The sequence below is a fragment of the Streptomyces sp. NPDC054961 genome, assembly GCF_053609145.1.
In genome coordinates this window covers 1-25,784 of sequence record NZ_JBSGWY010000059.1, presented here as the reverse complement: position 1 = coordinate 25,784, position 25,784 = coordinate 1, and the positions used below count along the sequence as shown (strand labels likewise).

Annotated in this window: 20 protein-coding genes and 1 pseudogene; 16 read left to right on the top strand and 5 right to left on the bottom strand. The window is 71.7% G+C overall.

Features of this window, described 5'->3' with window-relative positions:
* Positions 1-270 precede the first annotated feature (270 nt).
* The 4 genes from ACWF9Z_RS33730 to ACWF9Z_RS33715 are packed head-to-tail and all read left to right on the top strand — an operon-like array spanning position 271 to position 8,427.
* Complete coding sequence (locus tag ACWF9Z_RS33730; RefSeq protein WP_453608914.1) at positions 271-1,833, top strand: TIGR02677 family protein; 1,563 nt, start codon at positions 271-273, stop codon at positions 1,831-1,833.
* Entirely contained in the window at positions 1,830-3,077 is a 1,248-nt protein-coding gene (locus ACWF9Z_RS33725) for a TIGR02678 family protein (RefSeq protein ID WP_453608912.1), read from the top strand. Before ACWF9Z_RS33730 ends, ACWF9Z_RS33725 begins: the two co-directional genes overlap by 4 nt.
* The gene (locus ACWF9Z_RS33720) at positions 3,074-7,195 is read left to right on the top strand and encodes a TIGR02680 family protein (protein ID WP_453608909.1); all 4,122 of its coding nucleotides are present in this window, start codon (positions 3,074-3,076) and stop codon (positions 7,193-7,195) included. The genes ACWF9Z_RS33725 and ACWF9Z_RS33720 overlap by 4 nt, the downstream gene beginning before the upstream one ends.
* Complete coding sequence (locus ACWF9Z_RS33715) at positions 7,192-8,427, top strand: TIGR02679 family protein (protein WP_453608906.1); 1,236 nt, start codon at positions 7,192-7,194, stop codon at positions 8,425-8,427. The genes ACWF9Z_RS33720 and ACWF9Z_RS33715 overlap by 4 nt, the downstream gene beginning before the upstream one ends.
* A gap of 188 nt (positions 8,428-8,615) precedes the next feature.
* Here the strand turns inward: ACWF9Z_RS33715 and ACWF9Z_RS33710 are convergent, their stop codons facing one another.
* A complete protein-coding gene (locus ACWF9Z_RS33710) occupies positions 8,616-9,422 on the bottom strand; it encodes an HAD family hydrolase (protein WP_453608903.1) in 807 nt (268 codons plus the stop codon).
* A 289-nt stretch (positions 9,423-9,711) separates the two neighbouring features.
* On the opposite strand from ACWF9Z_RS33710, the gene ACWF9Z_RS33705 reads away from it, so the two are divergent.
* The 12 genes from ACWF9Z_RS33705 (at position 9,712) to ACWF9Z_RS33650 (ending at position 23,725) form a co-directional block, all read left to right on the top strand.
* Positions 9,712-10,965 carry a hypothetical protein gene (locus tag ACWF9Z_RS33705; RefSeq protein ID WP_453608900.1) on the top strand — a complete coding sequence of 418 codons (1,254 nt, stop codon included), beginning with the start codon at positions 9,712-9,714 and terminating at the stop codon, positions 10,963-10,965.
* Between the two features lie 5 nt (positions 10,966-10,970).
* Entirely contained in the window at positions 10,971-13,880 is a 2,910-nt protein-coding gene (locus tag ACWF9Z_RS33700; RefSeq protein WP_453608897.1) for a haloacid dehalogenase-like hydrolase, read from the top strand.
* Positions 13,877-14,839, top strand: coding sequence for a carbohydrate kinase family protein (locus ACWF9Z_RS33695; protein WP_453608894.1), 963 nt, complete (start codon positions 13,877-13,879; stop codon positions 14,837-14,839). The genes ACWF9Z_RS33700 and ACWF9Z_RS33695 overlap by 4 nt, the downstream gene beginning before the upstream one ends.
* Before the next feature lie 82 nt (positions 14,840-14,921).
* Positions 14,922-16,127: a Cmx/CmrA family chloramphenicol efflux MFS transporter gene (locus ACWF9Z_RS33690; protein WP_453608891.1), complete on the top strand. Its 1,206-nt coding sequence runs from the start codon at positions 14,922-14,924 to the stop codon at positions 16,125-16,127.
* A complete protein-coding gene (locus ACWF9Z_RS33685; RefSeq protein ID WP_453608889.1) occupies positions 16,124-17,092 on the top strand; it encodes an ArsR/SmtB family transcription factor in 969 nt (322 codons plus the stop codon). Before ACWF9Z_RS33690 ends, ACWF9Z_RS33685 begins: the two co-directional genes overlap by 4 nt.
* Before the next feature lie 4 nt (positions 17,093-17,096).
* Positions 17,097-17,780 carry a hypothetical protein gene (locus tag ACWF9Z_RS33680; RefSeq protein ID WP_453608886.1) on the top strand — a complete coding sequence of 228 codons (684 nt, stop codon included), beginning with the start codon at positions 17,097-17,099 and terminating at the stop codon, positions 17,778-17,780.
* Positions 17,781-17,821: 41 nt separating this feature from the next.
* Positions 17,822-19,330: an IMP dehydrogenase gene (gene guaB / locus ACWF9Z_RS33675; RefSeq protein WP_453608883.1), complete on the top strand. Its 1,509-nt coding sequence runs from the start codon at positions 17,822-17,824 to the stop codon at positions 19,328-19,330.
* A gap of 190 nt (positions 19,331-19,520) precedes the next feature.
* Positions 19,521-20,180 carry a dTMP kinase gene (locus ACWF9Z_RS33670; protein WP_453608934.1) on the top strand — a complete coding sequence of 220 codons (660 nt, stop codon included), beginning with the start codon at positions 19,521-19,523 and terminating at the stop codon, positions 20,178-20,180.
* 258 nt (positions 20,181-20,438) lie between these two features.
* Entirely contained in the window at positions 20,439-21,221 is a 783-nt protein-coding gene (locus tag ACWF9Z_RS33665) for a hypothetical protein (protein WP_453608880.1), read from the top strand.
* A complete protein-coding gene (locus tag ACWF9Z_RS33660) occupies positions 21,221-21,514 on the top strand; it encodes a PqqD family protein (RefSeq protein WP_453608877.1) in 294 nt (97 codons plus the stop codon). Before ACWF9Z_RS33665 ends, ACWF9Z_RS33660 begins: the two co-directional genes overlap by 1 nt.
* A gap of 122 nt (positions 21,515-21,636) precedes the next feature.
* Positions 21,637-23,277: an MFS transporter gene (locus ACWF9Z_RS33655; RefSeq protein ID WP_453608875.1), complete on the top strand. Its 1,641-nt coding sequence runs from the start codon at positions 21,637-21,639 to the stop codon at positions 23,275-23,277.
* 172 nt (positions 23,278-23,449) lie between these two features.
* Positions 23,450-23,725 (top strand): SHOCT domain-containing protein, encoded by a 276-nt coding sequence (locus tag ACWF9Z_RS33650; RefSeq protein WP_453608873.1) that lies wholly within the window; start codon positions 23,450-23,452, stop codon positions 23,723-23,725.
* Positions 23,726-23,813: 88 nt separating this feature from the next.
* On the opposite strand, the gene ACWF9Z_RS33645 is transcribed toward ACWF9Z_RS33650, so the two are convergent.
* The 4 genes and pseudogenes from ACWF9Z_RS33645 to ACWF9Z_RS33630 all read right to left on the bottom strand — a co-directional run.
* Positions 23,814-24,269 carry a DUF6325 family protein gene (locus ACWF9Z_RS33645; protein WP_453608870.1) on the bottom strand — a complete coding sequence of 152 codons (456 nt, stop codon included), beginning with the start codon at positions 24,267-24,269 and terminating at the stop codon, positions 23,814-23,816.
* Positions 24,270-24,419: 150 nt separating this feature from the next.
* Entirely contained in the window at positions 24,420-25,100 is a 681-nt protein-coding gene (locus ACWF9Z_RS33640; protein ID WP_453608868.1) for a GAP family protein, read from the bottom strand.
* Between the two features lie 104 nt (positions 25,101-25,204).
* The gene (locus ACWF9Z_RS33635) at positions 25,205-25,618 is read right to left on the bottom strand and encodes an SHOCT domain-containing protein (RefSeq protein WP_453608865.1); all 414 of its coding nucleotides are present in this window, start codon (positions 25,616-25,618) and stop codon (positions 25,205-25,207) included.
* A gap of 39 nt (positions 25,619-25,657) precedes the next feature.
* Positions 25,658-25,784 (bottom strand): annotated as a pseudogene (locus ACWF9Z_RS33630) (class II glutamine amidotransferase); the annotation flags it as partial.

The window sequence follows — 25,784 nt, the reverse complement described above, 5'->3', positions numbered from 1 at the left end:
TGACCGCGCGCGCTGTGGCCTGCACCGAGAAACGACGGTGCACCCGTGACGCTCGTCGTCCGTGCGACTCCGGCCTTCCGGCCGGGTCGCTGGCCTGGTGAATCCTGGCCGGGGCTGCCGACGGCGAGAGGGCTTTCGGCGCGGGTCGTGGGTGGATCCCGAACCGCACGTCCTGTGATGAAAACGGCGTAAAGCCGCATCTCTGACTAGATCGGGCCGAGTCCTTCGACTCGTCCCCCCGAGCAGCCGGGTTACGGGACAATGGCGACGATGACCGACAGTGCCACCGCCTCCGCGTCGCGGCCGGACGGCTACAGCCCCTTCGCCCACCTCACCGTGCAGAACACGCACCTGTACCGGCAGGTGATGCGCGCCTTCCTCGTCGCCAAGGAGCGGTTCGCCGTGCACCTGCGGCCCGAGGACGTGTTCGCCGGGCTGCCCCCCGGCGTCCGGCCCGACGGGCTGGAGGGGGTGGTCGGCGCGCTGGACAAGCTGGTCGAGTGGGGGAACCTGCGGGCCGATCCTGACACCGGGCGTGTCACCGCCGTCGAGGACTTCTATCGCAAGCGCTTCATCTACCAGCTCACGCGGGAGGGCGAGGCGGCCGAGGAGGCCCTGGCCGCCTACGACGAGGCACTCGGGCGGCGGGGCGCGCTGCAGGCCGTCGCGCTGCACGACATCGTCACCCAGCTCAGGGCTCTTCTCGTGCTCGCCGTCGAGGACGAGCCGGATCCGGCCAAGACGCATCTCGCGCTCGACGGGCTCGCCAGTCGCTTCGCCGCGCTCGCCGACAACGCGCGGGCCTTCATGGGCTCCCTCCAGCGCACCATCGACCTCCACGACGTGGGGGAGGAGGTCTTCCTCGCCTACAAGGACCAGCTCATCCAGTACCTGGAGCGGTTCATCCAGGACCTGATCACCCTCGGCGGCCGCATCGCCCGGCTGATCCTGGAGCTGGAGGACGGGGGGAGCATCGGGCCCCTGCTGCACGCCGCCGCCGCCCGTGAGGCGGCGGACGCCACGCCGCAGGAGGCGGCGTACGCCGAGCAGGCCGCGTACGAGAGGTGGGCCGGCCGGTGGGCCGGGCTGGCGGCCTGGTTCGTCAGCCGGGACGGACGGGAATCGCAGGCCCGGCTGCTGCGCGGCCGTGCTCTCGGGGCGGTGCCTCAACTACTGGCCGTCGTAAGGTCGCTGAACGAGCGCAGGGCCGGGCGTTCCGACCGCTCCGCCGACTTCCGTACGCTCGCCCGCTGGTTCGCCGAGGCCCCCGACGACGACGCCCGGCACCGGCTGTGGCGCACCGCCTTCGGGCTGTACCCGGCCCGCCACCTCACGGTGGATGCCGAGACCCTGGCCGCCCGGCTCGCCCGGCCCGTTCCCGCGTCCACCCCGTGGGCCGACGCCGAGCCGTTGCGCATCAGCCCGCAGCTGCGCCGTACCGGCAGCTATGAGCGGCGCGGCAAACCCCGCAGGGTGGAGGACCGCCAGGAAGCGCGCCGCAGGCTCGCCGAGGTGGCCGTCAAGCAGGCCGCGGAGATCGCGGCCGCGCGGGCCCGGCTCGTCACCGACGGCGTCACCCGGCTGTCCGGACTCGGTGAGCTCGACCCCGCCAGCTTCCGGCTCTTCCTCCAGCTCCTCGGGGACGCCCTGGCCACCTGGCGGCCCGGTATGACGCACACGGTGGCCACCAGCAACGACGGGTCCATGGAGATCCGGCTCACCGCCCTGGCCGATGGATCCGCGGCCGAGGTGCGCACGCCGGGCGGCGTCTTCCGCGGCCCCGACCACACCATCGAGATCAGTGAACGCGCGGAAGGAGGCGCTGGACGATGAGCACCCCGCTCGCCGAAGTGCTGGACGGGCAGCATGCCGCCGAACTGCGCAAGGCCGCCCGCGCTCTGTTGAAACAGCCTCTGCTGCTCGCCGGCGGAGCGTACGCCGACGAGTTCCGTCTGGTCCGGCGGCACGCATCCGACCTGCGCGAGTGGTTCGACCGCAACACCGGCTGGTCCCTCCAGGTCGACGCCGAGACGGCCCGGCTGGGCAAGATCCCGGCGCATCTCGCCGATGCCACCCATCCGGCTCGTGAAGCCGTGCGCAGCGCCGCTCCCTTCACCCGCCGCCGGTACGTCCTGCTCTGTCTCGCCCTCGCAGCCCTCGAACGCGGCGAGGCGCAGATCGCCCTCGGCCGTCTCGCAGACCAGGTCGTCCTCGATGCCGCCGATCCCCAGCTGGTCGCTACCGGCATCCAGTTCACCCTGGACCGCCGCGACGAGCGCCTCGACCTGGCGGCCGTCGTACGCCTCCTGCTCAGCCTCGGAGTGCTGCGGCGCGTCGCCGGTGACGAAGAGGCGTACGTCAGCGGGGCCGGAGACGTCCTCTACGACGTGGAGCGGCGGGTGCTCGCCGGGCTGCTGGCGACGCGGCGCGGCCCCTCCACGGTCCGGGCCGCGACTCTGGACGAGCGGCTCGTCGAGCTCACCGCCGAAACGGCCCTCGACAGTGACGACCTGCGCTTCCGCGCGATGCGCCGCTCGCTGACCCGCCGGCTGCTGGACGACCCCGTGCTCTACTACGACGAGCTGACCGACGCCGAGCTGGGCTACCTCACCCGCCAGCGCGGTTTCCTCACCGCGCGCATCACCGAACTGACGGGTCTGGTGGCCGAGGTCAGGGCCGAGGGCATCGCCATGGTCGACCCCGACGACGATCTCACCGACGTCCGCATGCCGGAATCGGGAACCCACGGTCATGTGACCCTGCTCCTCGCGGAGTACCTCACGAGAGCCGAAGGGCCCGTCGTCTCCACGGTCGACCTCGAACACCATGTCGCCCGCCTGGCCACCGAACACGGCGGTTTCTGGTCCAAGTCGGCCCGTGAGCCGGGATCCGAGGGTGAGCTCGTGGAGCAGGCGGTCAGCCGGCTCGCCGCCCTGGGCCTGGTCTCCCGTGCCGCGGAGGGAGTGGTGCCGCGCCCGGCGCTCGCCCGGTACGCGGTCGGCGAGCCCGTCGTCCTCGAACCCCGCACAGTCGGCACATCTCAGGTGCCCGCACAGCGAAAGGCCCACCAGCGTTGACTCCCCGTGCCGCACTTCCGGCCCCCGCACGTGCCCGCTGGCAGCCCCTGCGGATCGGTCTCGTCGACCTCTTCCACTACGACGTGGAGGAATTCCACTTCCGCGACGGCCGGCTGCTGCTCCGGGGGAACAACGGCACCGGCAAGTCCAAGGTGCTCGCCCTGACCCTGCCCTTCCTCCTCGACGGGGACCTCAGCGCTCGCCGGGTGGAACCCGACGGAGACGCGGGGAAGAGGATGGAGTGGAACCTCCTGCTCGGAGGCGAGCACCCGCATTCCGAACGGCTCGGCTACACCTGGGTGGAGTTCGGCCGCCGCGACGAGGTGAGCGGCGAAGAGCAGTTCCGCACGCTCCTGTGCGGGCTCAAGGCCGTCAGCGGGCGCGGTATCGCCCGGCACTGGTGGGCCGTGACCACTCAGCGGATCGATCACGCGCCGGCCGCGGTGCGGACAGAGGGATCACTCAGCCTCCTCGACGCCACCGGCACCGTGTTGTCCCGGGACCGGCTCATCGAGGCGGTCGCCGGACACGGGATGGTCCACGACCAGGCCAAGACCTACCGCCGGGCCGTCGACGAGGCGCTCTTCGGGCTCGGTGAGCAGCGCTACGCCGCCCTGGTGGACCTGCTCATCCAGCTGCGCCAGCCCCAGCTGTCCAAGCGTCCCAACGAAGCCGCCCTCTCCCGCGCCCTCACCGAGGCGCTCCCGCCCATGGACCAGACGGTCATCGCGGACGTGGCCGAGGCCTTCCGCTCCCTGGACGAGGAGAAGGAGGAGCTGAGAGCCGCCCGCGCGGCCGAGCGTGCCGCCGCCGGATTCCTCGACCACTACCGGCGCTACGCCCGCATCGCATCCCGCCGCCGTGCACGCCTCCCGCGTACCGAGCACTCGAAGTACGAACACCTGCTGCGCGACCTCGCCGAGGCACAGGCCGAGAAGGGCGCGGCCGAGCAGGAGCGGGCGGCGGCCGGTGAGAGGATCAGCGCGCTCGCGCAGACGCACGCGCGACTGGAGGCCGTCGACGCAGCCCTGCGCGAGGGCCCGGAGATGCGCAGCGCCCACGAACTGGAGCGGGCCGCGAAGGAGCGGGAACGGTCGGCGCAGGACGACGGGCGCGCCCGCGCGGACCGGGACGAGGCCGCGCTGCGGCACACGAAGGCACTCGGCCGCCTCGGCGCGGCGGAGAACCGCTTTCAAGCCGCCCGGGACCGCGTCGAGAAGACGCTGCGCCTCGCCCATGAGGCGGCCGGGGCGGCCCGGCTGGACCTCCCGGGCGACGAGGGGCTGACGGCGGCCGGACTGCGCGCGGCGGTGGCCGAGGTGACCGACCGTCGCGGCCGCACCCTCGCGCACGTGGAGGAGCTCGCGGACCGTACCGAGGCGGCGGCTGCCGAGCGCCGGGCCGCCGCACTGCGGCTCGACGAGGCGGAGACGGACCTTGCGCACGCCGCCGAGGCACAGGGCGCGGCCGACGAGACCGTGGCAGCCGCGGGCCGGTCCCTGGTGGATGCCGTACGTGAGCACGCGGGCCGGTGCGAGGAGCTGGCGTACGCCGACCCGGCCGGACTGCTGGACGAGCTCCAGGAGTGGGCGCGGCACCAGGACGGGCCCTACCCGGCACGTCGGCACGGGTCGGACGCACACAGCGCCGCGGCAGCGGTACTCGCCGACCAGGCAGCGCAGTCGGCGCAGCGAAGGGCGGCCCTGGCGGCCCGAACCCGGGGTGTGGAACAGGAGCTTGCCGAGCTGGAGGCCGGCGGGCGCCGTGGTCCGCAGGCCCCGTACACCCGTACTCCTGGACTGCGCGACCAGGCGCCCGGAGCCCCGCTGTGGCGGCTGGTCGACTTCCGGGAGGAAGTCGCGGACCAGGAGCGCGCCGGCCTGGAAGCGGCGCTGGAGGCGGCCGGGCTGCTGGACGCGTGGGTGCGGCCCGACGGCGCGGCCCTGACGGCGGACGGTCACGACGTGCTCCTCGACTCGCGGAGGGGTCCGGTCGACGGGCCGTCGCTCGCCGACGTGCTGCGCCCGGCCGTCGACCACGGCGACGGCCGGGCGGTCCAGGTGGGTGAGGAGGCGGTGGGCCGGCTCCTCACGGCGGTCGGCCTCGGCGCCCTTGCGGGGGACGTGCCGCGGCCGGCGGGCGACACGTGGGCCGCGCCCGACGGACGTTACCGCGTGGGTGTCCTCATGGGCCGGTGGGCCAAACCTGCCGCGGAGTACATCGGCGAGGGCGCCCGGGAAGCGGCGCGGCGCACCCGTATCACCGGCCTGCGCGCCGAACTCTCCCTCCTCCAGGGCGAGGTGGCGTCCGAGGCCGCGCACGGGCAGGCTCTGGCGACCCGGCGCCGTACGCTGGACGCCGAGCTGGCGGAGCTGCCCGACGACGGGCCGCTGACCCGGGCGCACGCTCGCGCGGCGGCTGCCGCCGATACCGCGCGCCAGGTCAGGTCCCGTCGCGAGGCGCGGGTCGCCGAGGTACTCGCCGCGGCCGAGCGGTCGGAGCGGGCGAGCGCCGAGCTCCACGAGGTGGCCGCTGATCTGGGGCTGCCCCCGGACCGGCCGGCGCTGGCCGCCGTACGGCAGGCCCTCGTCGACCTCGCGGCCGTTCTGGCCGCACTGTGGCCCGCACTGCGGGAGCGGACCGAAGCGGCCCGGCAGGCGGACGAGGAACGTGAGGAAACCGGGCGGGCGGGCGAGCGCACTGCCGAACTCGCCCTGCGCGCTGAGCAGACGACCCTGGACGCAGCAGCCGCGGACGAGCGGCTCGCCACACTGCGCTCGACCGTGGGCGAGGCCGTGGCCGAGCTGGAACGGCGGCTCGTCGAGACCGCGGAGGCCCTGCGCGGCTGCGTGGCCGATCAACGGTCGTGCCAGGACCGCCGTTCGGGGGCGGACCGGCGGGCCAGCCGAGCTGAAGGCCGGATCGAACAGTTGGAGAAGGCCGTCACCGACGCTGCCGCCGCGCGATCCGATGCCATCGCGGCGCTCCAGCGCTTCACGACCACCGGGCTGATCGCCGTCGCGCTTCCGGACCTTGCCGTGCCCGCCACCGGTGATGGCCCTTGGGCGGCCACTCCGGCCATCGCCCTCGCCCGTTCCCTCGAATCGGAGCTGTCCGCGACGGACGACTCGGAAGCCGCCTGGGAGCGCGTACAGCGGCGCCTGAGCGAAGAGCACAAGACCCTCCAGGACGCGCTGTCCCGGCACGGCCACAGCGCCTCGGCCAGGATGGTCGAGGACGGAATGGTCGTCGACATCGTCTACCAGGGCCGCGAGCGGGCCGTACCCGAACTCGCCCAGGCGCTCGCGGTCGAGGTCGGTGAACTCACCCGCATCCTCTCCGCACATGAACGCGAAATCCTCGAAGCTCATCTCATCACCGAGGTCGCGGGCACCCTCCAGGAGCTGATCGCCACAGCGGAACGACAGGTGCTCGCCATGAACGCCGAGCTGGAGGGCCGTCCGACCTCCACCGGCATGACGCTGCGGCTGGTGTGGCGAGCCTCCCGCAAGGCTCCGGCCGGCCTTGCCCAGGCCCGTGGCCGACTGCTCCAGACGGCCGACGCCTGGACCGCCGAGGACCGGGCCGCCGTCGGGGAGTTCCTGCAGACGCAGATCGCCCGCCAGCAGACCGAGGACGCGGCCGGCAGCTGGCTCGAACACCTCACCGCGGCCCTCGACTACCGCACCTGGCACGAGTTCGCCGTCGAGCGCCAGCAGCACGGACGCTGGGTGCCGGCCACCGGGCCGGCGTCGGGAGGAGAGCGGGTGCTCGCCGTCTCCGTACCGCTGTTCGCCGCCGCCTCCTCTCACTACGCGAGTGCGGGCAGTCCGCACTCACCACGCCTCGTCACCCTCGACGAGGCGTTCGCCGGTGTCGACGACGACTCGCGCGCCAAGTGCCTGGGGCTCCTGCACGCCTTCGACCTGGATGTGGTCATGACCAGCGAGCGCGAATGGGCCTGTTACCCGCAGGTGCCGGGCATCGCCATCGCCCAGCTGTCCCGCGTCGACGAGGTGGCCGCTGTCCTGGTCACCCGCTGGGAGTGGGACGGCACGGCTCGGACCCGTCACGAGGACCCGGTGCGTGAGGCGGACCAGGAGGCCCTGTGGGCGTGAACCGGACACCGGTCGACGAAGCACGTCTGCGTCGGCTCCTCGGCGGGGCCGAGCTGGCCTGGTTGCTGGAGCGGGTACGCCGCCGGCTGGAGCGGGGGCAGCCGCTCACCGGACCCGTCTCCCTGGCAACGCCGACCCCGGCCCAACGGGGCGCGGTCGAACGCCTGCTGGGCCGGGCCCCCGGTGGTGGCCGGGCCCTTACGGTCCGGCTCGACGCGGTGGACGCCGTGCTGGTCCGGTCAGGCATCAGCCCCGAGGGCCTGACGGAGGCCGTGACGACGCTCACCGGGCCGGTCGTCCCTCGTGAAGAGGCCCGCCGGAGCGAGGAGCAGGCCTGGGAGGAGGCATACGCACCCCTCACCGCGCTCGTCGCCGAGATCCCGCACCTCGCGGAGTGGGCCGGCCGGATACGTGCCGATGGCACCGCACGGCGCCTCGCCCGTACGCCGGAGTCGGTTCGGCCTCTGCTCGACCGGACCGCCCGCGTCCTGCGCGAACTGCCGGTCGACCCGCCGCGCTCCCTGCCCGTGTTCGCCGCCGAGACCCTGGGCGGGGCCCACGCACTGGACGACGGGACGCCCTCGGCGACGCTCTGTCTCTCCGGCATCCTTGCCCTCACCGGACATCCGGACGGGGCGGGCGCAGCCTGGCGGCGGGCTGCCTGGGCCTCCGCCGGTCTGCTCCGTGACGACGTCTCCTCCACCGTCCTCACCCTCAACCTCCGTGGAACGACGGCTCTGGACTGGATGGCCGACGTGGGCGATCCGTGTGTGCTCACCCTTCGCCAGCTCGCCCACCGTCCGCCGCGGACCACGCCGCCGGTGGTCCACATCTGTGAGAATCCCGCCGTTCTCTCGGCCGCTGCCGACACCCACGGCCCGGACGCGCTGCCGCTCGTCTGTCTGCAGGGCCAGCCATCGGCTGCTGCCCTCGCCCTCCTGACACACCTCCACGAGCTGGGCGCCACCTTCCGCTACCACGGCGACTTCGACTGGGGCGGACTGCGCATCGCCACGACGCTGCGCCGGCACGTGCCGTGGCGGCCGTGGCGCTACACAGCCGGCGACTACCGTGCGGCGGTGGCTGCTGCCCGTCCCGCTCCCCAGCCCCTGACCGGGATGGTGGCCGCATCGCCGTGGGACCCGGATCTGGCGATCGCCCTCACGGAACACGGGGTGCGCATAGAGGAGGAGACGGTACTGGACGTGCTGCTGGCGGATCTGGCGGGATGAAGGAGCGCGGGACGCGGGTTCCGGAACCGGTGTCGTCGTGGCTGGCCGGCGGCGCAGCCGGTTGCCGGGCAGGGTGATTCGCCCGTCGCCGAAGGGCTTGAGCGCGGGGTGCCCACTACCGATGATGAGCGCACGGGTACGGAGCGCCGCAACTCCGGCCGCCGCGAGCTCGGTTCATTCCCCCGACGTCAGTTTTCGAAGAGTTGTTCAAGTACCGCCGCGACCCCGTCCTCCTCGTTGGACGCGGTGTGCCGTGCGACCGCCGCGAGCACGCTGGGGTGGGCGTTGGCCACCGCGTAGCCGGTGCCCGCCCAGTGGAGGATGCTCAGGTCGTTGGGCATGTCACCGAAGGCGATCACCTCGGAAGTGCCGATCCCGCGGTCGGCGCACAGTGCCGACAGGGTACCCGCCTTGGTCACTCCGGACGCGCTGATTTCCAGCAGGCCGGTACCGCCGGAGTGGGTGAACTGGGCGATGGGGCCGGCGGCGCGTTCGGCGGCGGCGAGCAGGGTGTCCGCGTCGTGGCGGGCCGACCAGGCGAGAAGTTTCACGATGGGGACATCGGTGACCCACAGGTCCTCGACACTCGGAACCGCGAACTCCGCGTCGGAATCCTCGGGAAGGCGCAGACCGTACCCCGGAGCGCACATCACCTTGTGGCCCGTCTCCACGGCGAATCCGATGCCGGGCACCGCCCGCGCCAGGGCGTCGGCCGTCAGCCGGGCCGAACTGACCTCCAGCGTACGGCGGGTGAGCACGGTGCGCGTCGCCATGTCGTACACGAGAGCGCCGTTGCTGCAGACCGCGGTTCCGTCCAGGCCGTACGCGGCGGTCAGTTGGTCGACGAAGCGGGGTGGCCGGGCCGTGATCAATACCACTTCCGCTCCGCCCTCGGCGGCCCGTCGCAGGGCCTGCCGGGTCCGCTCCGAAATCCCCCCGTCCTTGCGTAGCAGAGTGCCGTCGAGGTCAGTGGCGACAAGCCGAGGACGCATCATTCCGGCATCCTACTGAACCGCATTCAGGCGTACGATTAATGCATTTATCTTCTGAATGTCTGTATCGCCGAATTTGAGGTAAATCCTCATGAGGTGGCCGAAATAGTTCGTAGGAATGCACAGTCCGAAGTGCCCCTGATACCTGTTGACATGGATGAACGAACTACTTCATGATCCTTTCAGCGACGGGGCGACGTCGCTATGGACGGGATGGGTGCGCCAAACGGGGCCGCATGCATCCGCCGAATTTCCATGTCCTTCCGCCGCCGGTCCGTGACTGTTCCGGAGCGTGCGGCTCAAGGCGCTTCTTTCTGATTCTCATTTTCCGAGGGTCAGCTTTGTCATGGCTTTGAGGGGGAGGCCAATGCGTCATGCGACCAGAGTGGGCGAAGCCGTACCGCTCGGTGGGCGTGTCCTCGGCGACGAGGCGGGATCCCGGATCCTGTTCACCGGCACGCACGGCCGCTATCTCGCCGAACGCGGCACGTGGAACAAGAGGATTCGTCCGGATGTCGCGGCCGTCCCATTCGTTCATTCCCTGGCGGGACACGAACTCGACGACGACGTGCTCGGGGACGCGCACGTGCGGTACGGCGGACCCGGATCCTTCATGGTCGACCTCCAGGGCATCGACGCATTTCTCTTCGCCCGGGCCAAGTACTTCCACGACATGACGGCGCGACAGGTGGCGCTCAGGTCGGGCCTGGTGGCCGCCGGTGTCGGCTATCTCCGAGTGGGAGCGGCCGGCGCCCCTCCCACGGGCGATCACCCCGGCGGTGAAGTGCTGGAGCACTCCGTGCTGGAGGGGCCCTCACTGGCCGGCGAATCCTTCTCCGCCAGCGGATACCTGCCCCCCGGCAGCGAGTTCAGCAAAGCCGTCCCACTGGCCTCGCCCACCTCGTCCCACCTGCTCGAACGACGCAGCGTCTACTCGCACACCGCCTTCCTGGCGCGGACGGACCGGCTCCCCGCGGGGAGCCATCTGCTCCGGCTCGAAGGCCGGCCGGGCGGACTGAACGCCCTCGACGCGGTCAAGGAATTCGTATCGGTCAACCGGATCGATGCCTACGCGATCCGGATCTTCGTCCGGGTCGCCGACCCCGGCGACCCCGCCCGGGTGGTCGGCCGGGTCCTGCGGCGCGTTCCGCACCGTCGGCTCAGAAACGTGCAGGAGGCAACCGATATCGCCTCGGAGCAGGAGTTCCCGCTCGAATCCGGGCAGGAACTCCACTGCTACGGGACGTATTGGCCGCGCAGGTCGATCGACTGGGAGGCGCTGCGTGACGGAAAGCTCTACGAACCGCGTGGACATATCCACATGGAAGTGCGCGGACAGCCCGTAAGGCCTCGCCAGCACGCGATCTCCCATCTCCGGGAACTCTTCGTCACTCCCGGCACCGAATGCTTCGTCCTCATCAATCCGATCAATGACGTCATCCGGATCGAGCCGGTCGTCAAAAGGGGGGACGTGCTCCTCAGCAGATGCAGCGGAAGGCCCTTCGTCGAAGAGCTCGATTCAATTTCGTGGAGCTACATACAGTGACTCTTGTGACCACGGTCGTCTCACATCGGTCATGGATCGTCCTCGACGTCGATCGCACGCTGATCAATACCACCGCCTGGTATCACGCGTGCATATCGCCGGGGCTGCTGCTGGACGAAAGCGGCGTCAAGGAATTCAAGGACCTCAACGCACGGGCGTACTGCGATGCGCCGACCCTGTCCGAAACCGAGTTCCGCCGCAGAACCCTGGAGCTGATCAACGCCTCACCGCTCGGCCCCTGGTCCGCGCAGCGGCTGGAAGAGGCGGGCGCCGCGATCGCCGGCACGCTCGCGCTCTACCCCGAAGTCGCCGGCTACCTGCGCCACCTGCAGGACCGGCAGGACCGTCAGGATCCGGACCTGCGGATCCTCTTCCTCAGCGCCGGGTACCGGCCCTTCATCGCCGGGGTCGTCAAGGGGCTGCTCGCCCGGAACCTCCTCGACGGGCTGCGCTACGACGTCGTCGGCTCGACGGTCGAGTTCGACGACGGACGCTGCGGGCTCGGCACCGTCGTCGACGGCGGCCACAAGTCGGCGCTCGTGACGGACCTCTTGGACTCCGGCGCCGCGGTGGCGCTGCTCGCGGACGACAGCCACCACGACCAGCCCATGTTCGACCGCGTCGCACGGGCCGGCGGCCATGCCCTCCGCATCGCGCACGAACCGGGAGCACGATCCAGCCGCAGCTGGCGGGAGTTCCTCGCCCGACTGCCCGACGTCGAGCAGCAGACGCGACTCGTCACCGGTGGGGGCCGCTACGCGCTGGCCGACGTCAACGGCGTCCTCACCAGGTACAGGGAGGCACTGACCAACCTCCCGCCGACGGACAACGGCATCGGCGTGGGGGTGATGGGGCGGGACGCCTTCGACCGCGCCCTCGACGGCCTGTGCGGCCTCGCCACGGACGACGCGGGCGAACGGGCCCGGCTGAGCGGGCTCCTGCGCGGCTTCACCCATGCCCACGGCGACCGGATCCTGCTCCGCGGCAGGCTCTTCCATCTCTGCTCCCCGCCCTACCTGTTCCCGGATCCCGCCACCAGCCGCGAGCGGTGGCACGAGGCCGTCGACAACGCCCTCGACTGCCTGCGGATGCTCGACTCCTCAGGCGCGCTCGCACGGTGGGAGTCCCTGCCGCGCTCCTGGCGCTGGATCGTCGTGAGCGTCCTCGACCACCTCAAGAACGCGGCCACCCACGCCCTGGACGTCCTCGCCAAGTCCAGTGGGGCCGACGGATCGCCGGACGCGCTCGACCACGAGATCGAGCGGCTGCTCGAGGACTGCCATCTGGCCCACTGGAGCGCCGTGTTCGCCGTTCCGCGGCTGCGGCCGGTCCTGGGAGCCACGGCCTGGCCGCGGCTGCGGAGGGATGTCGACGCGTGCGCGGACACGCCCTTCGTCATGAGGGAACTGGACGATCCGCTCGTCATCGCCGTGTCCGCGCTCTCCCTGGCCCAGCAGCTCCAGGACACCGGCGAATGGCCCGTCGGCCTGGTCGACTTCCAGTCCGGCGCGCTGGACCTCGGGCTGGCGTTCCGGGTGATCACCCGGCTCACCAGGCCGGAGCTGCCGCCGGTCGGCGTCGCGCACATGGCGTACTCGTCGAAGAACGTGATGCGCGGTCTGGAGGACGAGAGCGATCTCGGCTTCGACCATCTGATCGCGCGGGTGCCGAAGCACTTCCAGGAACGGCTCTACGCGTGGCTCGACGGCGACGCCAGCGTCGTCCTCTACGACAACAACGTCACCACCTTCTCCACCCTGGCCAACGTCAAGCGGCTGCTGGGCGAGCGGGCCACCGCGCCGATCCGGGCGACCGTGGCCTGCGTCAACTACGACAACATCGTCCGGCACCTGCGGGGGACGCCCGGCGAGCCGCTCTGCGCGGGCTGGGAGGACGTCCTCGACCTGCGCCCGGTCGCCGACTACGTGACGGCGTTCGCCACCTGGGGCACGAGTGCGAAGACACGGGCGCTGCACCGGATGTACGCGACCCCGCTCGCGCCGCCCCCGCTCCCGCGGGCCGTCGCCGAGCGCCCGGACCTGCTCTTCAAGGTCTGCCGGGTGCACAACGCCTTCGACCTGGCGGCCGTGGTGCGCGCGGGCGCCGACGCCATCGGCATCCACGCGGTCTCGCCCGGAGAGCCGGCCTACTCCGCGAGTCAGGCCCGGCACGCGCCGGTGCTCCCGATGGCCGCGGATCCGGGGGACCTGCCGCTCGCGCACCACGAGACCGAGGCCATCCGCGCCATGACGGCCGGCCTGCCCGCGGGCCTGACGGTGGCCGTGGTCATGGAGAAGACGCCGGCGGCCGGCGACTGGCCGAGGATCTGCGCCGAGCTGGGCCTGCCCCCGACGGTGACGCTGCAACTGCAGTGCCGGGTGACGGCCGAGGAAGCCGGCCGCCTCGGAGGAGCGGCGACCGGGGGACTGATCTGCGCGATCGGCACCTCCCAGGCGGACTTCGCCGCGTACTTCGGATTCCTGGACGGGCTGCTCGACCCGGCGACGGACCGCATCCTCGTCGACTCCTCGGCCCATCAGCCGGATCTGATCGCCGCGGCCCACGAGGCGGTCACCCCGGACGCACCGGGCACGCCGACCCCGCGGGCGGGACGCATCACCCACCTCGCCGAGGCCATGCGGGGCAACCGGGTGCCCGTGCTCCTCGCGGACGACGTCCCCGCCGACGTCCTCCTCGACCGGTGCCGCGACCTGATGCGCCACGGGGTGTTCGTGGCCGGCTGCGACACCCAGAACGCGGTCGAGGCGCCGAAGACCGCGCAGCGCTACCGGCTCCTCGGCCCCGGCGCCGAGGTCCAGGCACTGATCCGCAAGTCGCCCGACCGGCTGGCCCGATGGGCCGAAGCCCTGGCCCACCACAGCAGTCCGCAGATCGTGCGGACATCGAGCAAATGAGGAAGAACCAGATGATTGTCTGCATCGGCGACGTGATGGTCGACGTGTTCCCCGGCGAGCAGGACGCGGAACGGCGGCATCCCGGAGGCAAGGCGTCCATCTACGCGGTGACCGCCCTCGCCCTCGGCAGCCCGGCCGCCGTCCTGGGCTGCGTGGGATCCGACGAGGACGGCGGGGCCATCGTCGAGGTGCTGCGCACGGCGGGCGCCGACGTCTCCACGATCGTGGAGACGGAGGGCGAGAAGACCGGTGCCGACTTCTTCGAGGCGGACGGCTGGCGCATGGAGCGGGGGGCCAACTGGGCCCTGACCGCCGACCACGTGCGGACCGGACTGACGACGCTGCTCGCCCGCGACGCCGGGATCGACGCCGTCATCGTCAACCAGGGGATCTCGCTGGAAGCCTCGCAGGCGGCGGTGGCCTTCGCCCGGGAGCACGGGATCTTCCTCGTGCTGCACCTGGGCCCGGAGGCCATCGAGGAGCGGCGCAAGGTCGCGCCCGAGTTCTATCCGCTCGCCGACGTGATCGTCGTCAGCCAGCGGGAGGCGGACGTGCTCGCCGAGCACCTGGGCCTCGACGTCGCGGGCGGGGACGGAGCCGGACTGGCGCGGACGCTGTTCGACGCCACGGGCCCGCGCTGGGCGCTGCTGCTCTCCTGGGGCGTCGGCGGCGCGCGGCTGGTGGCCCGTGGGGCCGAGGGCGTCGAGGAGGCAGGGGTACCGGCGAGCGGCGGACCGGACCACGTGGTGGAGAACTACATCGGGGCGAACGACACCGCGGTCTCCGCCTGGATGACCTGGCTGACCCAGGGCGCCGTGGCGCCCGCGGAGCGCAAGTTCACGGAGGTCGTCGAACTGCTCGGCAGGGCCGTGGAGGTGGCGGCGGTCACGCTCGAGTACGCCGGCCCGCTCACCGCGGCCGTCGATGCTCCGGAGCGGTTCTCCGCACACCGGAATTGATCGCCCGCCCGCCCGCCCTCCCGCACCGTCCCCGTCCCCGTCCACGCCCGTCACCACCGGCCTCACACCATCGGGAGAAGGCTTGCCATTCGCCGTCCACGTCCTCGGGGTGAGCGCCTTCGCGCTGGGGACCTCCGAGTTCATGCTGTCCGGACTGCTGCCGTACCTCGCGGACGACTTCGGGGTGTCCATCCCCAGGGCCGGCCTGCTGGTGTCGGCGTTCGCGATCGGCATGGTCGTGGGGGCCCCGGTGCTCGCGGTCGCGACGCTGCGGCTGCCCCGGCGGGCCACCATGGCCGGCCTGCTGCTGGTCTTCGCCCTCGGCCACGTCGTCGGCGCGGTCACCTCGTCCTACGGCGTGCTGTTCGCCTCGCGGGTGGTGAGCGCGCTCGCCTGCGCGGGCTTCTGGGCGGTGGGGGCCGCCACCGCGGTCGTGCTGGTGCCCGCGGACCGGCGCGGACGGGCCATGGCGGTGCTGGTCGGCGGCCTCACGGTGGCGAACATCCTGGGCGTGCCCGCCGGTGCGTACGCGGGGCAGCACGCGAGCTGGCGGGCGGCCTTCTGGGGGGTCGGGGCGGTCGCCCTGGTGGCCCTCCTCGGCGTGCTCCGTTTCGTCCCCGAAGGAGCCGCTTCCCCGGGTGCCCGGCCGAGTGTCCGCGCCGAACTGAAGGCGTACCGCAACGGCGAGCTGTGGCTCGCGCTCGCCACCACGGGGCTCGCCTCGGCGGGCATCTTCTGCGCCTTCAGCTATCTGGAGCCCGTGCTGACCGACGTCGCCGGGTTGCCGGACAGCTCGGTGCCGGGGATTCTGGCGCTCTTCGGCATCGGGGCCCTCGTCGGCATCACGGCGGGCGGACGGCTCGCCGACCGACGTCCGTTCGCGGTGCTCACGGGCGGGATCGGCGCCGTGGTCGCCGTCCTCGTCCTCCTGGCGCTGCTGCCGCGCCCGGCGCTGCTGGTGCCGCTGGTGTTCCTGTTCGGCGTGGCCGGATTCGTCATCAGCCCGGCGCTGAACGCCCGGGTGTACGGCCTGGCCGGAGACGCCCCGACGCTCGCGGGCGCGACGAACGTCTCGGCCTTCAACGTCGGCAACACACTGGGGCCCTGGCTCGGCGGCCTGGCGATCGACAGGGACGCGGGCTACGCCGCCGTCGGCTGGGTGGGCGCGGCGCTCGGCACCGTGGCGCTCTGCCTGGTGTGGCTCTCGCAGACCCTCGCGCGCCCCGCGGCCGCTCACCCGCGGCCCACCGAAGACCACGTGGAGAAGTACGGGGGAACGACCAGATGAAGCAACAGCACATCATCGACGTCCGCATCGCGGTGAGCCCGCTGTGGGAGTTGCTGGGAGGCGTGGTGCTGGTGACCCGTTCCGGGCCCGACGCGCCCTGGCCCTACCGTGCCTGGGCGCGCCGGGCACACGGCGTGCTCACTCCGCGCCTGCGCGCGGTCGCCCGGCTGACCGGGCCCGAGGGGCGCGTCCCCGCCTTCCTCAGCCCCGCCTTCCCCAGCCCCGCCGTCACCTCCCGGACCGTGACCGTCGCGGACGAGCTCGACGAGGTGCGCCGCACGCCACCGGAGGCGGTGCGCGACGAACTGACCCGCGGGTACCGCGGTGCGGCGGAGCTCCCCGAGATCGCCGCGCTGATGCGCGCTCCCGAGACCGAACTGCCCGCCCTCGCCGAGGAACTCGACGCCTTCTGGACGGCGGCCGTCGAACAGCACTGGCCCCGGATCGCGCGCTCGCTGGAGGAGGAGGTCCTCTTCCGCTCCCGCACCCTGGCGATGAGCGGCGGCCCGGCCCTGCTGCACGAGCTGGAGCTTCCCGCGGAGCACACCGCGGGCGCCCCCCGCCTCACCGTCGTCCCGGCGATGCTCAGCGACGGTCCGCACCTCTGGTCGCGGCACGCCGACGACCGGACGGTGGTGTCGTTCAAGGCCCGGGGCGTCGGTGTGCTGGGCACGCTGGAGAGGGAGCGCGACGGATGCGAGCCCCGGCACGGCGATCGCATGGCGATCCTGCTGGGCCGCGGCCGGGCCTCCATCGTCCGGGAGCTGTGCGTGCCGACGACCACCTCCGCGCTCGCCGAAGAACTGGGGCTGGCCGCGAGCACGGTCTCCCAGCACCTGTCGGCGCTCGTGTCCGCCGGTGTGGTGCAGCGCCATCGCGTCGGCACCCGCGTCCTGTACCAGCTCAACGACTGGGGCGTGACGCTGACCGAATGCCTCGAAGACCGAACCACTGTAAGGAGCTGATTTCATGTCGACGACGACGGCCGCCTCGGTCGCCACGCCCGAACTGCTGCGGCGGCTCAGGGCCCTGGACTGGCAGAACCTCGACTCGCTGAGCGTGGAGCTCACCGAGCTGCTGGCGGAACTCGCCACCGACGGCGCGTGGCTGGCCGCGGCCATGGAGAACCTGCTGCACACGCCGGAACTGCGCGACCTGTCGGAGTGCCTGGCCGAGCTCGACAAGCTGGTGCTGGTCAACGACGCGGAGAGCGGCGTCCGGATCCGGCTGCACCGCTTCCGCCAGGGCTACTTCGACCGGCCGCACAACCACCGCTTCAACTTCGGCGCCCGCATCCTCGCCGGCGGGTACCGGCACACCGTCTACGGCGACTACCCCGACCCGGAGCAGGACTTCGACCCCGCGCACGTGGTGCCCACCCTGGTCCGCTTCGAGGGCCCGGGCAGCGGCTACGTCATCGCGCACACCCTGGTCCACTCCGTCGCGGCGGAACCCGAGACGCTCACCCTGACCGTCCGCGGCCCGGCGCAGAAGGACCGCATGCTGATCGTCGACCGCGAGCGCGGCACGACCTGGTGGCAGTTCGGCGTGAAGGACGAGGACCCCGCCGAGGTCGCCGAGCGCCGCCTGACCGACCACCAGATCCTCGCCGTCACGCAGGCCCTGCGCGAACGCGGCCTGACACCCTCCTGAGCCCCCTCCCACCCGTCAACGAAGCAAGCGAGAACAGTTCTATGCAGAATTCCACGAGCAGCCACGCGATCGACCCGGGCGTCGAGCGGCCGAACAAGTTCCGCAAGGAGGGCGTGACGTTCAGCGACGTGCTGCTCCTGCCGGCCGAGTCGAACGTGCTGCCCGCACAGGTGGACACCCGGACCCGGCTGACGCCGAAGATCGAACTCGGCATTCCGATCATCGCCGCGGCCATGGACTCCGTCACCGAGGCACCCATGGCCATCGCCCTCGCCCGCCTCGGCGGCATCGGCATCATCCACCGCAACATGCCCGTCGAGGCGCAGGCCGCCGAGGTGGACCGGGTCAAGCGCACGCAGTCGGGAATGATCCTCTCCCCGGTGTCCCTGCGGCCCCACGCCCTCGTCAGCGAGGCGCTCGAGCTGATGAGCACGTTCCACATCTCCGGCATCCCCGTGACGAACGAGGAGGGCCGTCTGGTGGGCATCCTCACCAATCGCGACCTGCGGTTCGTCGAGGGCGTCGACCAGCCCGTACGGGAGGTCATGCGCGGTCTTCCGCTGGTGACCGCGAAGGTCGGCACCACCCTGGAGGAGGCGCAGAGCCTGCTGCGCGCCCATCGGCTGGAGAAGCTGCCGATCGTCGACGACGAGGGCCACCTCAGGGGGCTCATCACGGTCAAGGACATCCGCAAGAAGCAGGAGTACCCCTTCGCCTCGGTGGACGAGAAGGACCGCCTGCGGGTCGGTGCGGCCGTGGGCGTCGGGCCGTCCGCGGTGGAGCGGGCCGAGGCACTGGTGGCGGCCGGCGTCGACGTCGTCATCGTGGACACCGCGCACGGCCACTCCCAGGGCGTCCTGGACACGGTCAAGATGATCAAGAGCTCGTGGGACGTGGAGGTCATCGGCGGCAACGTGGCCACCGCCGCCGCCACCGAGGCCCTCATCGCCGCGGGCGCCGACGGCGTGAAGGTGGGCATCGGACCCGGCTCCATATGCACCACGCGCATCGTCGCCGGCGTCGGCGTGCCCCAGATCACCGCGGTCCACGACTGCGCGCAGGTGGCCGCACGGTACGGCGCCACCATCATCTCCGACGGCGGCGTGCAGTACTCGGGCGACATCCCCAAGGCCATCGCGGCCGGCGCCGACGCGGTGATGATGGGCAACGCCCTGGCCGGCGTGGACGAGGCGCCGGGCGACATCATCGTCGTGCAGGGCGAGCGCTACAAGGCGTACCGCGCGATGGGGTCCCTGGGCGCCATGAAGGACCGGTCCTTCTCCAAGGACCGGTACTTCCAGGGGCACGTCACCGAGACCGAGAAGCTCGTCCCGGAAGGCGTCGAGGCACGCGTCTCGTACAAGGGGCCGCTCGGCGGGATCGTGCACCAGCTCGTGGGCGGGCTGCGCGCGGCGATGGGGTACTGCGGCACGCCGACGGTGGAGGAGCTCAAGGACCGCGGCGAGTTCGTCAGGATCACCTCGGCCGGACTCCGTGAGAGCCACCCGCACGACGTGACCATCACCTCGGAGGCGCCGAACTACCAGTAGGCCCCTTCCCCCCGCCGCCCCGTCCCGCCCGCGCGCGACGGGGCGGCGAGGGCTGCCCTCGCGGAGGTCCTGCCAGGTCAGGGGGGCCGTAACCCTGCGATTCGGTCAGGGCCGAAAGCCTTGTTCACCGACGGGTCACGGACGAGACTCGACCGAGCAACAGGTTGATCGGAAGGCCGCGAACGTGAGCATGTCACTGGAAACCGTTACCCTGCCCGAACACCGGCTGCCGGGACGGTTGATCGCGGTCGACGGTACCGACGGGGTCGGCAAGACCACCATGCTGGAACTGGTCGCCGCCGAACTCGACCGCCGCGGACTGCCCGTGGTGCGCACCCGGCAGCCCACGACCGAAGCGCGTGAACTCGAGGCCTTCAAGGTCTTCCTCTTCGAGCCCGAGCGGCGCGACGAGATCGACTACCGGGCGCTGCTCTGCCTGATGATCGGCGACCGGCTCCAGCACATCCACCAGGTGGTCCTTCCCGCGCTGCGGGAGGGCAAGGTGGTCCTGTGCGACCGCTACATCTACACCCAGATGGTCACCACCAGGACGCGCGGGTACGACGACGAGCCGTGGATGTACGAGCTGTACGGACACGTCGTCCGTCCCGACCTCGCACTGCTCTTCGACGCGCCGCTCGACGTCGCCTGCAGCCGCATCCAGTCGCGCGACGACTGGCGGGAGTCGTTCCTGGAGCGCGATCACGTGGAGGCCAACCTGGCGGAGTACCGCAGGATCGCCGCGCTCTTCGGCATGGCGGTCGTGGACACCTCGGACCCCGACCCGCAGGTGGCCTTCGCGAAGATCCGTGCGGAACTCGACACGGTCCTCGCCGACTTCGGGCGCTGACGCCCGTTCACCGGCCTGCCGTCCGGTGCCACGCTCTGTTCCGGTCGCCCCCGGAGCAGCGCGTGCGCCCGGTCGACGGCCGGCCCGCGGCCCACGAGCCGTGGACCGCGGGACATCTTCTCGCACGTGCGGGGCGGCGCCGCCCGTTCCGGCGGCCGGCCGGTGAGCCGCGCGGATGTACCGCCGCGTCAGCAGGCACGCGCCGGAGAGAACGGCGATGCTCCCGCGCGACGCCGGACACCGAAGGAGAGAACTGACGTGGTACCCGACCTGAGCACGTGCCTGCCCGAACTCGCCGCACGCGGACTGCTTCCCGCCGACGTCCTGTCCGTCTCGGTCGTCGGATCGGTCGCCCGCGGATGGGGCAACGCGGGCAGCGACTACGACTTCAACATCATCACGACCTCTCCCTGGGAGGGCGAGGACACCCAGAGCATCCCGGTGCCCCTCGGCCCGGACGTCCTGCCCGCCACGTCCCTCCAGGTCGGCGACCGCCGCTGGGAGATCAAGTACTGGACCGACGACCAGGTCGGCCAGGTGATCGCCAAGGTGGGCTGGCCGCAGTTCGAGAGCGGCGACGTCGACGCCAAGACGCTGGTCGAGGTCGAGGAGCTCTTCCTGGAGCGGCTGATGAGCGCAGTGCCGCTGCACGGGGAGGAGTGGATCGCCGACCGGCAGGCCCAGGTCGCGGGGAGCGCCTTCCAGGCGTTCATCACGACCCGCTCCCTTTCGGACGCGGACGGCAGCGTGGAGGACGCCCTCGGACAGCTGGACGCCGGGGACCTGTACAGCGCGGTGATCTCGGCGCGCAACACGCTGGGGCACACCGTGGACGCCCTGCTGGAGAGCCGTGGCTGCTACGGCTCCAAGACGCCCAAGTGGCGCGCGCGGCGGATGCTGGAGACGCCGGTCGACGAGCTGCCCTTCGAGACGTACTGGGCGCTGGAGACCATGCGGGACCTGGACCTCGACGCGCCCGAGAAGTGGGTGCGCGGCGTGGTGTCGCTGTGCAAGGACCTGACGATGGTGGTGGAGATCTGATGACGTCGACCGAGAGCGGGGGTCTGACGGCGGACGCTGTGCCGCGCCGCAGGCTCGACGCCCGGATGCGCAAGTACCGCGGCGCGTTCCTCGTGGCGAACGCCGAGGAGACGATGGAGCTCGACGAGGTGGCCGAGTTCATCTTCAAGCGGATCGACGGCGAGCGGTCCGTCGCGGACATCGCAGGGATCGTGGCCGACGCGTACGACATCGCCGTCGACGAGGCGCTCCCCGACGTTCTCGACATGGTGGGGCAGTTCGTGGACTTCGGCGTGGTGGAGGCCGGCGCGTGAGCAGGGCCGTCGCGTGCTCCCCGCGGGGCCGCGCGCCACGGCGGCAGCCGTAGCGGCCGACCGGTTGACACGTGCGGCGGGTCGCCCTCCGGGGTGGCGGGGCGGCTGGGAGCCTTGCGTGCATGACATCCGGGGCAGGCACTTCTGAGGGATCGGCCGCTCCTGCGGGGTCGACGGCGTCGCGGGTCGTCCTGCTGACCCTCGCGGCCGGGCAGTTCCTGATGGCGCTCGACAGCTCCGTCATGAACGTGTCGATCGCGACCGTGGCCGAGGACGTGGGCACGACCGTGACCGGGATCCAGGGCGCCATCACGGCGTACACCCTGGTGATGGCGATGTTCATGATCCCCGGCGGCAAGGTCGGCGCGCTCATCGGCCGCAAGCGGGCCTTCCTGATCGGCTGCGTGATCTACGGCTGCGGATCCCTGACCACCGCCCTGGCCCCGAACCTGACCGTGCTGCTGGTGGGCTGGTCGTTCCTCGAGGGGATCGGGGCCGCGCTCATCCTGCCCGCGATCGTCGCGCTGGTCGCCGGGAACTTCACCGTGGAGCGCCGGCCGGCGGCCTACGGGCTGGTCGCCGCCTCGGCAGCCATGGCGATCGCGATCGGACCGCTCGTCGGAGGCATCGCCACGACGTACTTCTCCTGGCGCTGGGTCTTCGCCGGTGAGGTCGTGATCGTGGCCTGCATCCTGGTGTTCGCCCGCCGCGTCGCCGACTCGCCCGCGGACACCCGCCCGCGCATCGACCTCGTCGGCACCGTGCTCTCCGCTCTCGGGCTCGGCCTCTTCGTGTACGGGGTGCTTCGCGCGGGCTCATGGGGCTGGTTCCTGCCGAAGACCGGCGCGCCCGCCTGGTTCGGGATCTCCCTGGTCGTGTGGCTGATGCTGGCGGGCCTGCTCCTGATGTGGCTCTTCCTGCTGTGGGAGGCGCGCCTCGTGCGGCAGCACAAGGAGCCGCTGGTGGACCCCGAGCTCTTGCGCAACCGGCAGCTCACCGGCGGTCTGACGATGTTCTTCTTCCAGTACCTCGTGCAGATGGGCGTGTTCTTCGTCGTCCCGCTGTACCTGTCGATCGCCCTCGGCCTGTCCGCGCTCCAGACCGGTGCGCGCCTCCTGCCGCTCTCCCTGACCCTGCTGGCCGCCGCGATCCTGATCCCGCGCCTCCTCCCGGACGTCTCACCGCGCCGGGTGGTGCGCATCGGCGTCCTCGCGCTGCTCGCGGGCGCACTGGCCCTGCTGGCCGCGCTCGACGGCGACGCGGGCGCGGAGATCGTCACCGTCCCGCTCCTGCTGATCGGGCTCGGCATGGGGGCGCTGGCCTCCCAGCTGGGCGCGGTCACCGTGTCCGCGGTGCCGGACGAGCAGAGCTCGGAGGTCGGCGGGGTCCAGAACGCCGTCACCAACCTCGGCGCCTCGATCGGAACGGCTCTGGCGGGGTCGATCCTGATCGCCTCGCTCACCGCGTCGTTCCTGACCACCATCGAGCAGAACCCGGCCGTTCCGGACGAGGTCACGAGCCAGGCGGCCGTCAAGCTCGAGAGCGGGGTGCCGTTCCTCTCGGACGCCCAGCTCCAGACCGCCCTCGACGAGGCGGGCACCAGCCCGGAGGTGGCTTCGGCCGCGCTCGACGCGAACGCCGCCGCGAGGCTCGACGGCCTGCGCGCCGCACTCGCCGTCCTCGCCTTCGCCGCCCTCCTCGCGATGTTCTTCACCCAGCGGATCCCGGAGACCCAGGCCCGCGCGACGAAATCCGCCGGGTGACACGGACGCGGCGGGTGACACGGATCCGGCGGGGGACACGGCACCCGCCGGGTGACGCCTCGGGCCCGGTTCCCCACAGGGTGCGAAGCGCCCCTCGGTGCGATGCTGGAACGTAGGTCAGGGGCCGGCAGCGCACCGTCCGGCCCGGGCCCCGTCAGTGAGGAGAAGTGACGTGCCTGGTCTTCTTCGAGGAGTAGCGCGCACCGCGGTGGTGGCCGGTACGGCCACGGCGGTCTCCAACCGGGTCTCGCGGCGCCAGGCGGGCCGGTGGGCACAGCAGGAAGCGCCCCCCGCCCCCGCTCCTGAGGCGTCCCCGCCCCCGCCCCCGCCGGCCGACGACATGAGCAGCCGGATCGATCAGCTCAAGGAACTCGGAGCATTGAAGGAGCAGGGAATCCTGACCGAGGCGGAGTTCGCGGAGCAGAAGAGCAGGATCCTCAGCTCCTGAGCCCCCTCGCCCCCTCATCCCCCCGTCCCCCCTCGCCCCTCGTCCCCCCCACCCTCGGGGGGCGGGGGGTGCGGACGTCGGACGGGGGTCAGACGCCGCCGGCCGGGCCGCCCTCCTCGGATTCGAGGGAGGCCAGCAGGGCCTGTACGGGAATCCGGCCGCTGGCCACCAGCTGCGCACCGCTGCGCCGCAGGGCCCGGGCGAAGGGGGCCGCCCAGAGGTTCTCGTACACCATGATCGCGGCCGCGTTGCCCGGCTCCAGGGCGTTGCCCGCTTCGTCGAGGTCGTCCTGGCCGAGCAGGCCGGACGAGGCTCCTTCGAAGACGGCCATACCGAGCCCGCTCCCGTCCTGCATCTCCGCGACCTCCACGGCGACGACGCTCCCGTCGAGGTCCTTGCGTACGAAGCTCAGGTCGAGGATGCGGACGATGCCTTGGTCGACCAGGTCGAGCAGCAACGGGAACGCCTCGCCCGTCATCCGGTTGCCCGGAAACTCGATGACCACATAGTCGACGGGTCCCATGTCTTCGATGTCGTCGCTCATGAGCACTCCTCGCACGCGGATTTCGCGGCCCGAGCGTGTGCCCGGCCGGTGTCCTGCACGGCCTCGTGACGCCCCTCGATGGACGACTCCGGCACGGCCCCAGGTCCGTAGTCATTGCAGCATCCGGCTCGGGGCTCCGCACCTTCACGTTCATCCGGTGAGCTGGTACAGGCTCCTGCAGACGAGCCAGACTCCGAGGCCGAGACAGGTGAGGACGATCGCCGGGTCCTTGTGGCGTTCGAGCCACGCGCGCAGGTTCCTCAGGGCGAGCTGGGCCCTTTCCGGCGCGAACACCATGTACAGCTCCATGCCCAGGAGCGTCGAGGTGGCCAGGAGGCAGAAGCCCACGAGAGCCAGAAAGGTCGTGCCGTGGGAGAGGTCCGCCTGCACGACGGTGGCGGCGGCGGCGCCGACCATGCCCCAGGGCTGGAGGAGCACGGCGAGCGTGGCCGCCGACCATCCGGTCGCCTCGTCCATCCGGGACGTCAGCGACGACCCGGAATCCGTGGGGAGCTCCCGCGCGGAGGGATCCCGGGCCGTACGGGTACGGCGCAGCCGGCGCCGGTGCTCGCTGTACACGATCAGCCCCAGACCGATGACCAGCGTGGCGACGAGTGCGGCGACGGAGGGCGGAGAGCGCGGCGGAACCGGCTGCCCGTCGGTGAGGAACAGGACGATGGCGATGACGGCAACGAGGCAGGCCAGCCAGCCGAGGATGAAGGACAGCCCCTTCCACACCCCGCGGGGCGCGGACAGGACCAGCACGAAGGCCATGATCGGCAAGGGGAAGAGCGTGACCGCCAAGCCGATGACGAGCAGGTCGATCACCATGGCCACGCACCCCGCAGCTGTTCGGTTTCCCGCTCGGCGGCGGGACGGGCCGGGGCCCCACCGCCGTCGCCGTCACGGAGATGAGGCCCATCGGTGCCCGGGCTTCAGTCCGCGAGGACCTTGGCCTTGGCCTGCTCGTACTCGGCTGCCGTGATGTCGCCGTTGTTCTTGAGCTCGGCGAGCCGGGAGAGCTCCTCGGCACGGCTCGTGGGTCCGGCACTCTCGCGCACGTAGGAGCGGAACGCCTGCTCGTTCTCCCGGGCGCGGGCCATCTCGCGTTCGCCCATCCCCCGGCCCCGGATGATCAGGTACACGAACACGCCCAGGAACGGCAGGATGATCACGAAGATGGTCCAGCCCGCTTTAGCCCAGCCGTTCAAGCTGTCGTCGCGGAAGATGTCGCCGATGATGCGGAAGAGCAGCATGAACCAGAGGACCCAGATGAAGATCAGCATCATGGTCCAGAACATGTTCAGCAGTGGATAGTCCACCGCCAGGTTGAGCATCGAGTCCTTCATGGCCGGTCTCCTGTCGGTTGGGGCGGGATTCCACGCCCGTCATGCCGGTTCGGGGGTGAACGGACACAGCTCGTCCGCCCCGGGCTGTACGACGCCGTAGGTGCTTTCCGGTACCTCGTTCCAGGCCCCGGGCAGGTCGCCGAGGGGCTCGGAGACGACGAGGCGG